The sequence below is a fragment of the Aeromonas sp. S15(2024) genome, assembly GCF_041402265.1.
Classification (GTDB): Bacteria; Pseudomonadota; Gammaproteobacteria; order Enterobacterales; family Aeromonadaceae; genus Aeromonas; species Aeromonas dhakensis.
Map to the genome: position 1 here is coordinate 64,427 of NZ_JBGLQY010000016.1, position 12,484 is coordinate 76,910.

Here is a 12,484-nt window from a genome sequence, read left to right on the forward strand (position 1 = left end):
GTTACTGCCTTGGTAGGGAGAGGGTGGCCTGCAAGCCGCCCTGCGGACGATTTTCCAGCACCAGATCGCCGCCGTGGGCGTGGGCTATGTTGCGGGCAATGCCCAGACCCAGGCCGGTGCCGGCCAGATCCGTGCTGAGCCGGTAGTAGGGCTCGAAGATGCGTTCGAACTGATCTTCCGGCAGGCCGGGTCCCTCGTCCATGATGAACAGGATCAGCATTTCCTCGTCGTCCATGATGATGATGCGCACTTTCTGGCCGTACTTGATGCCGTTGTCCACCAGGTTGCCGATGCAGCGCTTGAGGGCAAGCGGCTTGCCACGGTAGGGCTGCTTGCAGTGGCCCTCGATGGTCAGCCGCTCGTCGTGCAGGTTCATGGCCTCCGCCATCTGTTCCAGCATGGCGTCGATGTCGAGCTGCTCGATGTTCTCGTGGATGTCGGTGTCCTTCACCGTCTGCAGCGCCCCCTTCACCATCAGTTCCAGCTCGTCCAGATCCTTGTTGAACTTGGCGATCTGCTGCTCGTCATCGAGCAGCTCGACCCGCAGTCGCAACCGGGTGATGGGGGTCTTGAGGTCGTGGGAAATGGAGCTGAACAGCCGCTCTCTATCGTCGATATAGCGGCGGATGCGGTGCTGCATGATGTTGAAGGCGCGGGTGGCCGCCACGATTTCGGAGGCACCCTCTTCCTTGAGCGAGGGCTGGTCGATGTCCTTGCCGAGGTTGACAGCCGCCTTGGCCAGCCGACGCAGCGGCCGGGTCTGCCAGCGCACCAGCAGGAAGGTGAAGAAGCAGAGGAACACCGTCATCAGGGCGATGAAGCGCACCTGGTTGCTGGGCATGACGGTGTCATCCAGCGTCATGTAGGGGGCCGGGAGCAAGGCCGCCAGATAGAGCCACTCACCCGGCTCTATCTCGATCTGGGTCACCAGTACCGGCGGGTTGAGCGGCTCCAGCGACAGGGTATAGCGGGCCCAGGAGGAGGGCAGATCTGCCAGCAGGGTGTCGTTGTTGAAGACGTGCAGATCCTCTGGCCGCGAGAAGTCCACCTTGATCGCCATGGCGTCGGAGAGCTTGCGGGTCAGCACCCCCTGCACCTCTTTGAGCACCAGCGTCTTGCGCTCGCTGTCGGGGATGGCGCTGATGTGGATCTCCTCTTCGTTCAGGGAGACGAAGAAGCGGCTGCCGCCCATGTTGCGCAGCTGGTCCAGCGCGATGTGGCGATACTGCAGCGGCAAGGACTTGAAGAAGTTGACGGTGGAGGCGGCCGACAGTGCCAGGTTGCGGGTGGTGCTGAGCATGCCCTCCAGCTCCCGCTTCTGGATCTGCTGCATCCAGATGCCGGTGAGAATGGTCTGGGAGAGCAGGATCGCCAGCAGCAACAGCAGCAGCATCCGCGACAGCAGGGAGCGGGGTACCAGGACCCGCCAGAACCACCTGCTATTCATGGGATCTCTCGCCTTGTGTCGATCAGCATGCCGTCGCTACCTTGCCGGGCCATCATGGGATCTCGTGCACCTCGGCGATCAGCATGTAGCCGCTGCCGCGAATGGTCTTGATGATGCGCGGGCTCTTGCCGTTGTCACCCAGCTTCTGGCGCAGTCGGCTGATCTGTACGTCGATGCCGCGCTCCATCGGCAGGCTCTCGCGACCGCGAGTGGCGTCCGAGATGGTATCCCGGTCCAGCACCACGCCGGGCTGCTGCAGGAACATGCCGAGCAGCATGGCATCGCTGCCGGAGAGATCCAGCAGGCTGCCATCTTCGTGAGTCAGCTGGTGGCTCAGGGTATCCAGGGTCCACTCGGCGAAGCGCAGCCGACGGCTCGGCTCCTTCTCTTTCTCCGGCTGGCGAAATTCGGCGCGGCGCAGCAGCGCCTTGATACGGGCCTGTAGCTCGCGCGGGCTGAACGGCTTGGCGATGTAGTCGTCGGCACCGAGTTCCAGCCCGATCACCCGATCCGCCTCGTCGGAAGCGGCGGTCAGCATGATGATGGGAACCTGAGAGTCGCGACGGATCTGCTGGCAGAGGGTAAAACCGTCGTCGCCAGGCATCATGATATCGAGAATGATGAGGTCCGGGCTGTGCTGGGCGAGCTGCTGGCGCATCTCGTTGCCCTCCGCTGCGGTCAATACCTCGAAGCCAGCCCTGGTCAGGTATTCATTGAGCAGCTCGCGGATCTCTTGGTCGTCGTCGACGATCAGCAGTTGTTTGCTCGTTGACATATGTATGTGCATCCACCCATTTTTTTGTGCAGATTGAACCTGTCGGGGGAGCAAAAAGCAAGCAAGCCCCCCATCTAATGTGAGGTTATGGGCAATATCCTCCCATATCCTGCCGTGCAAATAAAAAAGGCCGACCCAAACGGGCCGGCCAAGACGCAGATGCTGACGACAGAAGTGCACCCCGTGTGGCGCACTCCACAGACTCGATGACGGGGCAGTCTGACCGGCCCCAAAACCTGCGATACGGGCCGCTTCGCCGGGAAGCAGAAGCGGGCCCATATTGTAAAATTCGGCCCCTGGCGGGGTACTGCCCGGACCGGCGTACCAGTCCGGGGGATAGACTTACACTCGCTCGAACACGGTGGCGATGCCCTGACCCAGGCCGATGCACATGGTGGCCACACCCAGGGTCGCGTCCTTCTCCTCCATCAGATTGATCAGGGTGGTGGAGATGCGGGCGCCGGAGCAGCCGAGCGGGTGACCCAGGGCGATGGCGCCGCCGTTCAGGTTCACCTTCTCGTCCACCAGGTCTTGCAGACCCAGATCCTTCACGCAGGGGAGGGACTGGGCGGCAAACGCCTCGTTCAACTCGAACAGATCGATGTCGCCGACGGTCAGACCGGCCCGCTTGAGCGCCTTCTGAGTGGCCGGCACCGGGCCGTAACCCATGATGGCGGCGTCGCAGCCGGCGATGGCCATGGCACGTACCTTGGCGCGCGGGGTGAGGCCGAGGGCCTTGGCGCGGTCCGCACTCATCACCAGCATGGCGGCGGCGCCATCGGACAGGGCCGAAGAGGTGCCGGCGGTGACGGTGCCGTTGACCGGGTCGAACACCGGGCGCAGCTGGCTCAGGGTGTCGACCGTGGTCTCGGGGCGGATCACCTCGTCATAGTCGTAGAAGAAGCGGGCGCCGCTGGCGTCGTGCCCTTCCAGCCCGACGATCTCCTTGGCAAAACGCCCTTCCACGGTGGCGGCGTGAGCACGGCGGTGGGAGCGGGCGGCAAACTCGTCCTGCTGCTGACGGCTGATGCCGTGCAGCTTGCCGAGCATCTCGGCGGTCAGTCCCATCATGCCGGAGGCTTTCGCCACCGACTTGGCCATGCCGGGGTGGAAGTCCACCCCGTGGCTCATGGGCACGTGGCCCATGTGCTCGACGCCGCCGATGATGAAGATGTCGCCGTCACCCACCTGGATGGCGCGGGAGGCGTCGTGCAGCGCCTGCATGGAGGAACCGCACAGGCGGTTGACGGTGACAGCCCCCACCTGTTTCGGGATGCCAGCCAGCAGGGCGGCGTTGCGGGCGATGTTGAAGCCCTGCTCCAGGGTCTGCTGCACGCAGCCCCAGTAGATGTCCTCGATCTCGTTCGGGTCGAGGTTGGGGTTGCGCAGCAGGATGGATTTCATCAGGTGCGCGGACAAGTCTTCTGCACGCACGTTGCGGAAGGCGCCGCCCTTGGACCGGCCCATCGGGGTCCGGATACAGTCGACAATGACTACGTCTTTCATGAATGGATCTCCTTTCCGCAATCAGTAGAAGGTTTTGCCCTGGGCGGCCATCTCACGCAGCTTGTCGCTGACGCGGTAGAGCGGGCCTAGGTCGGCATACTGGTCGGCCATGGCGACATAGCGATCCAGACCGATAGTGTCCAGATAGCGGAACACGCCGCCGCGGAAGGGAGGGAAGCCCAGACCATAGACCAGCGCGATATCGGCTTCGGCTGGGGTGGCGACTATGCCCTCTTCCAGACAGAGCACCACCTCGTTGATCATGGGGATCATCATGCGGGCGATGATGGCGTCCTTGTCGAAATCCTGTTTCGGCTTGGCAATCGGGGTCAGCAGCTCGTAGCTGGCGGCGTCGGCCACCTTCTTCGGCTTGCCCTTCTTGTCGGCCTCGTAGGCGTAGAAGCCCTTGCCATTCTTCTGACCGAAGCGGCTCGCCTCGTACATCACGTCGATGGCGGTACGGCCTTCCTTGCTCATGCGCGCCGGGAAGCCCTGCGCCATCACATCACCGGCATGGTGGCCGGTGTCGATGCCGACCACGTCCAGCAGGTAGGCGGGGCCCATGGGCCAGCCGAACTCCTTCTCCATCACCTTGTCGACGGCGGCGAAGTCGGCACCATCGGCAACCAGCTTGTTGAAGCCGAAGAAGTAGGGGAACAGCACGCGGTTGACGAAGAAGCCAGGACAGTCGTTGACCACCACCGGGGACTTGCCCATGGCGGCGGCGTAGGCCACCACGCGGTTGATGGTGTCGTCCGAGGTTTGCTCGCCGCGGATGATCTCCACCAGCGGCATGCGGTGCACCGGGTTGAAGAAGTGCATGCCGCAGAAGTTCTCGGGGCGCTTCAGGCTCTTGGCCAGCAGGGAGATGGGGATGGTGGAGGTGTTGCTGGCGAGCACGGCGTCTTCGCCGATCACGCCTTCCACTTCACTCAGCACGGCCGCCTTCACTTTCGGGTTCTCGACCACGGCCTCGACCACCACGTCCACATGCTTGACGTTGTCATAGCTGAGGGTCGGGGTGATGGCGGAGAGCACCTGGCCCATCTTGATGCCATCGATGCGACCGCGCTCGAGCTGGCCGTTGAGCAGCTTGGTGGCTTCGCCCATGCCAAGTGCCAGCGCCTTCTCGTTGATGTCCTTCATCACCGCCGGGATGCCCTTGCTGGCGGACTGGTAGGCGATGCCGCCCCCCATGATGCCGGCACCCAGTACGGCGGCATGGCCGGTGGCCTTGTTTGCCTGCTTGGCGGCCTTCTTGGCCAGCGCCTTGATGTGCTGATCGTTGAGGAAGATGCCGACCAGCGCCTTGGCCACGTCGGTTTTCGCCAGCTTGATGAAGGTGGCGGCTTCGGCGGCCAGCGCTTCGTCCCGACCCATGCCGGCGGCGGCTTCCACCGTCTTCACGGCGGCCATGGGTGCCGGATAGTGTTTACCCGCCACGGCGGCAACCATGCCGGCGGCGGTGGTGAAGCTCATCATGGCTTCCAGTTTGGAGAGACGCAGCGGGGCCTTCTTGGCGGCGCGGCGGCTCTGCCAGTCCAGCTTGCCCTTGATCGCGTCCTTGATCATCTGCACAGCGGCGCTGTGCAGCGCATCCGGGGCGACCACGGCATCGATGGCACCCACTTTGAGAGCGTCATCGGCACGGTAATCCTTGCCGGTGGTGATCCACTCCAGCGCGTTGTCGGCGCCGATCACTCGCGGCAGGCGGACGGTGCCGCCAAAGCCGGGCATGATGCCGAGCTTGGTCTCGGGCAGACCGATCTTGGCCGTGGTATCAGCCAGCCGGAAGTCGGTGGAGAGAATGGTCTCGCAGCCGCCGCCCAGGGCGTGACCCTTGATGGCGCTGAGGGTCGGCACCGGCAGATCTTCGATGGCGTTGAAGATGTCGTTGGCCTTTTTCAGCCAGCCGAGCAGATCTTCCTGCGGCAGATCGAACAGTTCCAGGAATTCGGTGATGTCGGCGCCGACGATAAAGGCGTCTTTGCCGGAGGTGAGGATCAGACCTTTTAGTTCACGTTCTTGTTGTAATGCGGCGATCGCTTCGCTCAGGGAGAGCAGGGTAGCGCGATCCAGCTTGTTGACTGAACCCGGAGCATCGAACCTCAGCTCGGCAATGCCGTCTTCGAGGTAGCTGACCGTCAGGGTTTCGCCTTGGTAGATCATGAGAGTGTCTCCTTGTTCCCACATGGTGGGGGGTGGTGCTCCTTTATCCCCAGCAGGGGGCGAGGCTCACTATTGATCCAAAAGAAGACAATTTCAACACCTATTTAAAACATTCGTTTAACAGATCTCGAGTAAAAGCTCGCCTCAGATTAACAATCAAAATAAAGGCGTCTGATGACGCCTTTATTAACCTTGTGTGGCCTCAGCTGGCCAGCTCGGGCCGGTCGCGATACTGGCTCAGCACCTCGGGATCGGCGAGGGCGTGGGTATTGTTGACGGGCCGGTTGTGCACTACTTCCCGCACCGCCAGCTCCACTATCTTGCCGGACTTGGTGCGCGGAATGGCGTCCACCTGCAGGATGCGGGCGGGCACGTGGCGGGCGGTGCAGTGCTGGCGCACCTGCTGGCGGATACGCTCGCGCAGTGCTTCGTCCAGCTTGAGACCAGGCTTGAGCTTGACGAACAGCACAACCCGCTCGTCTTGCTGCCACTGCTGGCCGATGACGATGCTCTCTTCTACTTCCTCCAGTTGCTCGACGTAGCGGTAAATCTCGCTGGTGCCGATACGCACGCCGCCCGGGTTGAGGGTGGCGTCGGAGCGGCCGTAGAACAGGATGCCACCGGTCGGGGTCAGCTCGATCCAGTCGCCGTGGCACCAGATGTTGTCGAACCGCTCGAAATAGGCGGCGTGGTACTTGTCGCCGCTGTCGTCTCCCCAGAAACCGATGGGCTGGGCCGGGAACGGCTTGGTGCAGACCAGCTCGCCCTTTTCACCCTGTACCGGCTGGCCCGCTTCGTTGAATACCTGCACCGCGAGGCCGAGGCCGCGCCCCTGACTCTCGCCGCGGTAGACGGGGCTGAGCGGGTTGCCGATGACGAAGCAGGAGCAGATGTCGGTGCCACCTGAGATGGAGCTGAGCTGCACATCCTGCTTGATCTGCTGATAGACGTAGTCGAACCCTTCGGGAGAGAGCACGGAGCCGGTGCTGCAGATCAGCCGCAGGTGCGGCAGGCTGTGGGTCTTGATCGGGGCATAACCCTGCTTGTGCAGCGCATCCAGGTATTTGGCCGAGGTGCCGAACAGGGCGACTTCTTCGTCGCGGGCGAGATCCCACAACACGTTGCCGTCCGGGTAGAAGGGGGAGCCGTCGTAGAGCACCAGGGTGGCGCCGGAGGCGAGCGCGCTCACCAGCCAGTTCCACATCATCCAGCCGCAGGTGGTGAAGTAGAAGATACGCTCCCCCGGCTTGATGTCGCAGTGCAGCTGGTGCTCTTTCAGGTGTTGCAGCAGGGTGCCGCCGATGCCGTGCACAATGCACTTGGGTTTGCCGGTGGTGCCGGACGAATAGAGGATGTAGAGCGGGTCGTTGAAGGCCATCGGCTCGAACTGCAGGCTGGCATCCGGCTGGTCGGCCAGGATCTGACGCCAGTCGTGACCCAGCTGCAGGGAGTGGCCGAGCAGAGGGATCATGACCGTCTGCTCTATGCTGTCGATCTGGCCGACGACCCCCGCCACCTTGTCCTGAATGTCGATGGCCTTGCCGTTGTAGCGATAGCCATCCACCGCAAACAGCACCCGCGGCCGGGTCTGGCCGAAGCGCTCCACCACGCTGGCTTCGCCAAAATCCGGGCTGGTGGAGGTCCAGATTGCTCCCAGACTGGTGGTCGCCAGCATGGCTACCACGGTTTCCGGGATATTGGGCAGATAGGCTGCCACCACATCGCCCCGGCCGATGCCCTGGCTGCGCAACCACTGGGCCAGCCTGGCCACCTGATCCGCCAGTTCGCGCCAGCTCAGGGTCTGGCTGGGGTTCCCTTCAATGCGGGAGATGATGGCCGGCGTGTCATCCTGGCGGCGCAGCAGGTTTTCGGCGAAGTTGAGCCGGCTGTCGGGGAACCAGCGGGTGCGCTGCATCTCCTGGCGGTTCTCCGCCACTATGTTGCCGAGCTCGCCCTTGACGCCGCAGTGCTGCCATACCAGCGGCCAGAAACGGGTTGTCTTCTCCACCGACCACTGGTAGAGCTGGGCATAGCTGTGCAGCTGCAGGCCGTGGAAGCGGTTGACCTCGGCCATGAAGTGCTGGAGGTTGGATTGCTGAATCCGCTCCTGATCCGGTTGCCACAGGCAAAGGTTGTGCATGAGTAGTCCCTGACTGCATGTATCTACCGGCAGTGTATTGAATTGTTTTTTATTTGTTAATGGTTGGTTTTTGTTTCATAACAAAAGCCTTGTAACGTATGCGTTACCTCACGAAGCGATTGCTTGACGGTTCGAGCCTTGATTCGCTTGATGTTATGCTGAAACCACATTTCTCCCGGAGCAGGACGCCATGAGCAGCTACAGCCAACTTTTTGCCCAGCACCTCGACACCTTGCAGCAGCGCACCCGCGACATACTGCAACAGCAGGGACTGGGCGGTCTGGCCATCCACTCCGGCCAGACCCACCGCATCTTCCTAGATGATCAGGATTACCCCTTCAAGGTGAACCCCCAGTTCAAGGCCTGGCTGCCGGTGCTGGACAATCCCCACTGCTGGTTGCTGGTGGACGGGGTGAACAAGCCGGTGCTGCTGTTCTACCGGCCGGTGGATTTCTGGCACAAGGTAGCGGACCTGCCCAACGCCTTCTGGGTCGACTTCTTCGATATCCGCTTCCTGACCCGCCCGGAACAGGTTGCCGATCATCTGCCGGCCAACAGGCAGGAGTGGGCCTATCTGGGTGGCCATCTGGAGGTGGCCGAGCTGCTGGGGCTGGGCCAGCCCAACCCGGAGGCGGTCCTCAACTATCTGCACTACCACCGTGCCTACAAGACCCCCTATGAGCTGGAGTGTCTGCGCGATGCCAACCGCATCGGGGTACGCGGCCACATTGCGGCCAAGGACTCCTTCATGGCGGGGGCGAGCGAGTTCGAGATCAACCTGGCCTACATGAAGGCGGTCGGGCAGGGGGCCAATGAGGCGCCCTACGGCAATATCGTCGCCATCAACCGCAATGCGGCCATCCTGCACTACACCCACCTCTCCACTCAGCGGGTACCCGATGCGGAGCGCTATTCCTTCCTCATCGACGCCGGCGTGGACGTGCACGGCTATGCCTCCGACATCACCCGGACCTGGGCCTGGCGGCGCGGCGAGTTTGCCGATCTGATCGCGGCGCTGGATGCCCAGCAGCAGGAGATCATCGAGGAGATCAAGCCGGGCCGCCGTTACAGCGAGCTGCATCTGCAGATGCATCACAGGCTGGCGCGCCTGCTGCAAGCCACCGAGCTGGTGGACATGTCGGTGGACGAGATGATCCACACCGGGGTGACCAACGTCTTCTTCCCCCACGGCCTCGGCCACTTCCTCGGCCTGCAGGTACACGATGCCGGCGGCTTCATGCAGGATGAGCGCGGCACCCACCTGTCGGCTCCCGAACAGTTCCCCTATCTGCGCTGCACCCGGGTGATGGAGGTGGGCCAGGTGTTCACCATAGAGCCGGGCCTCTACTTCATCGACAGCCTGCTGGAGCCGCTGCGCCAGGGTGAGCAGGGCAAGCGGGTCAACTGGAACAAGGTCGAGGCGCTGCGCCCCTATGGCGGCATCCGCATCGAAGACAACGTGGTGCTGCATGCCAACGGGGTGGAGAACCTGACCAGACAAGCAGGGCTCTGATGGCGGCGGACTATTCCATACCGGCCGCACCGCTGGAGGTGAGTGAAGAGATCAAGAAGAGCCGTTTCATCACTTATCTTGCCCACACGCCGACCGTCGAGGCCGCCAAGGCCTGGATTGGCGAGATAAAACAACAACACCCCGGGGCCCGGCATCACTGCTGGGCCTTTGTCGCAGGTGCCCCGCAGGACAGCCAGGTCTATGGCTTCAGCGATGATGGTGAGCCCTCTGGCACTGCCGGCAAGCCCATGCTGGCCCAGCTGATGGGGGCGGGTCTTGGTGAGATCGCCGCCGTGGTGGTGCGCTATTACGGTGGCGTGCTGCTGGGCACCGGCGGTCTGGTCAAGGCCTACGGCGGTGGCGTGGGGGCGGCACTCAAGCAGCTCGAGACCCGCATCAAGCGCCAGCAGACGGCCTCTCTCATCCAGTGCGACTATGCCGACATGGGGGCCGTAGAGGCCCTGATCCAGGCTCATCAGGGCCAGTTGCTGACGGCCGACTATGGCGCCAGCGTCACCCTGCAGGTGGCGTGGGAGTCCGCGCTCTGGGCCCGTATCGCACAGGAATTGACCGACCGAACCCAGGGTCGGGTATCCCTTCGTCCCTTAGATGGCTAGAATCCATCGCTCTTTTGGTCTGAAGAGGGAGCCGGAATGCAGATTCTGAGCATCATTCGTATCGTTGGCCTGCTGGTCGCACTGTTCAGTTCGACCATGCTGCTGCCCGCGATGGTTGCATTTGGCTATCGTGATGGTGGTGGTGCCGAGTTCGTCAACTCCTTCTTCATCGCCCTGCTGCTCGGCGCCGCACTCTGGTTTCCCAACCGTCATCAGAAGAAGGACCTCAGGTCCAAGGAGGGCTTCCTCATCGTCGTGCTGTTCTGGGTGGTACTGGGCAGCGTCGGGGCCTTGCCGTTCCTGCTGGGAGAGGTGCCCGGCATGACGGTGTCCGAGGCCTTCTTCGAGTCGTTTTCCGGTCTGACCACCACGGGGGCGACCGTGCTTACCGGGCTGGATAACCTGCCCAAGGCGTTTCTGTTCTATCGCCAGCTGCTGCAGTGGCTGGGGGGCATGGGGATCATAGTGCTGGCGGTGGCCATACTGCCGCTGCTCGGCATCGGGGGCATGCAGCTCTATCGCGCCGAAATTCCGGGGCCGGTCAAGGACAACAAGGTCACCCCGCGTATCGCCGAGACGGCCAAGGCGCTCTGGTTCATCTATCTGCTGCTCACCTCCCTCTGCGCCCTGGCGTACTGGATGGCGGGCATGACCCTGTTCGATGCCATCTGTCACTCCTTCTCCACCATGTCTGTGGGGGGCTTCTCGACTCACGATGCCAGCATAGGTTTCTTCAACAGCCCGGCCATCAACCTGATCACAGTGCTGTTTCTATTGCTGGCGAGCGTCAACTTTGCCCTGCACTTCATGGTGTTCGCCCACAAGCCGGTGCGCCTGAGCAGTTATCTGCGGGACTCCGAGCTCAAGGTGTTCCTGAGCATCCAGTGTGTACTGGTACTGATCTGCTTCGTCTCCCTGTTGTTCCACGGCCACTACGACACCTGGCAAGATGCGCTCAACCACGGCCTGTTCCAGGCGGTGTCGCTGGGCACGACTACCGGTTACAGCACCACCAGTTATGCGGATTGGCCCTCTTTTCTACCCATGTTGCTGATGTTTTCCGCCTTCATCGGCTGCTGCGCCGGCAGTACCGGTGGCGGCATCAAGGTGATGCGTTTCATGATCCTGTTCCTGCAGGGGATGCGCGAGCTGAAGCGACTGGTGCATCCACGCGCCATCTATACCCTCAAGCTGGGCCGTCGCGCCGTGCCTGAGCGGATTGTGGAGGCCGTCTGGGGCTACTTTGCCACCTATATCATTCTGTTCTTCATCTTTATGCTGTTGTTGCTGATGACCGGCTTGAATGAGGTGACCGCCTTCTCTGCCGTGGCGGCCGCGTTTACCAACGTGGGGCCGGGGCTGGGGGAGGTGTCGGCCAACTTTGGCAATATCTCGGCCACGGCTCAATGGATACTGGTGGTCGCCATGTTGTTTGGTCGATTGGAAATCTTTACGCTTCTGGTACTGTTTACCCCTGCATTCTGGCGTAGTTGAGGTTGGTATGGACAAGATTCTGGTGCTTTATTCTTCCCGTGACGGGCAAACGCGAAAAATCGTCGATGCCATGCTGGCTGAGATCGAGGGATGCGAGGTGGTGATGCAGGATCTGCACAGCCTGCCCATGTGCAACCTCAGCAAGTTCAAGAAGGTGCTTATCGGTGCTTCCATTCGCTATGGCAATTTCCACCCCAGCCTGTTCAGCTTCATTCATGCCCATCACGAACAGCTGGAAGTGGCCAACGCTGCCTTCTTCTGCGTCAACCTGACGGCCCGCAAGCCCGAGAAGCAGACCCCGCAGACCAATGCTTACATGAAGAAGTTTTTGCGTCTCTCCCCCTGGAAGCCAAAAACCCTGGGGGTGTTTGCCGGTGCGCTGCAGTACTCCCGCTATAACTGGTGGCAGACCCGCATCATTCAGCTGATCATGAAGATCACCGGCGGTAGCACGGATACCAGCAAGGACCTCGAGTTTACCGACTGGGACAAAGTGCGCAGTTTTGCCCGCGATTTCTGGGCAAAAAAATAGCCGTGGCAGTGTGAAAGCGGCTTGAGCCCTGCGGATGCAGGGCTTTTTGTTTGATAAATAGACGCTTGATCGGCCAAAACACGAAAAATGCCAATTTTTGCAATATTCCCCTTGTCATCGCGGCGCGGCTCCCTATAATGCGCCTCCATCGACACGGCAAGCGGCAACGCAAACAGCCGGGTCGGTAGCCTCGAAAAGCCTTTGAAAATAAGGCTTGACTCGAGAAGGCGGTTGAGTAGAATGCCACTCCCGCAGCAGCCAAAAGCTGCGTCGCTCTTTAACAATTTGAAT

General features: G+C 61.8%; 9 protein-coding genes. 4 read left to right on the plus strand and 5 right to left on the minus strand.

The features are described from left to right. Window position 1 precedes the first annotated feature (1 nt). The 5 genes from ACB033_RS21635 to ACB033_RS21655 all read right to left on the minus strand — a co-directional run bounded on the left by ACB033_RS21635 (window position 2) and on the right by ACB033_RS21655 (window position 8,037). Window positions 2-1,447 (minus strand): ATP-binding protein, encoded by a 1,446-nt coding sequence (locus tag ACB033_RS21635; RefSeq protein WP_005307426.1) that lies wholly within the window; start codon window positions 1,445-1,447, stop codon window positions 2-4. 52 nt (window positions 1,448-1,499) lie between these two features. After that, window positions 1,500-2,222, minus strand: a complete 723-nt coding sequence (locus ACB033_RS21640; RefSeq protein WP_010635539.1) for a response regulator — start codon at window positions 2,220-2,222, stop codon at window positions 1,500-1,502. A 342-nt stretch (window positions 2,223-2,564) separates the two neighbouring features. Continuing rightward, on the minus strand, window positions 2,565-3,728 hold the full coding sequence (gene fadA, locus ACB033_RS21645) for an acetyl-CoA C-acyltransferase FadA (RefSeq protein ID WP_005307433.1): 1,164 nt from the start codon (window positions 3,726-3,728) through the stop codon (window positions 2,565-2,567). 21 nt (window positions 3,729-3,749) lie between these two features. After that, window positions 3,750-5,897 carry a fatty acid oxidation complex subunit alpha FadB gene (gene fadB, locus ACB033_RS21650; protein WP_139726377.1) on the minus strand — a complete coding sequence of 716 codons (2,148 nt, stop codon included), beginning with the start codon at window positions 5,895-5,897 and terminating at the stop codon, window positions 3,750-3,752. A 202-nt stretch (window positions 5,898-6,099) separates the two neighbouring features. Beyond that, window positions 6,100-8,037, minus strand: a complete 1,938-nt coding sequence (locus tag ACB033_RS21655) for an acetoacetate--CoA ligase (protein WP_139726376.1) — start codon at window positions 8,035-8,037, stop codon at window positions 6,100-6,102. A 190-nt stretch (window positions 8,038-8,227) separates the two neighbouring features. Between ACB033_RS21655 and pepQ the strand changes: the two genes are divergently transcribed. Genes pepQ through hemG form a run of 4 tightly spaced genes read left to right on the plus strand, consistent with a single transcriptional unit; the run spans window position 8,228 to window position 12,193 of the window. Further along, the gene (gene pepQ, locus ACB033_RS21660) at window positions 8,228-9,550 is read left to right on the plus strand and encodes a Xaa-Pro dipeptidase (RefSeq protein ID WP_019840760.1); all 1,323 of its coding nucleotides are present in this window, start codon (window positions 8,228-8,230) and stop codon (window positions 9,548-9,550) included. Further along, entirely contained in the window at window positions 9,550-10,167 is a 618-nt protein-coding gene (locus ACB033_RS21665; protein ID WP_139726375.1) for an IMPACT family protein, read from the plus strand. Before pepQ ends, ACB033_RS21665 begins: the two co-directional genes overlap by 1 nt. 36 nt (window positions 10,168-10,203) lie before the next feature. After that, window positions 10,204-11,661 (plus strand): TrkH family potassium uptake protein, encoded by a 1,458-nt coding sequence (locus tag ACB033_RS21670; protein ID WP_010635534.1) that lies wholly within the window; start codon window positions 10,204-10,206, stop codon window positions 11,659-11,661. 7 nt (window positions 11,662-11,668) lie between these two features. Then, window positions 11,669-12,193 (plus strand): menaquinone-dependent protoporphyrinogen IX dehydrogenase, encoded by a 525-nt coding sequence (gene hemG, locus ACB033_RS21675; protein ID WP_162519986.1) that lies wholly within the window; start codon window positions 11,669-11,671, stop codon window positions 12,191-12,193. Window positions 12,194-12,484: the final 291 nt, after the last annotated feature.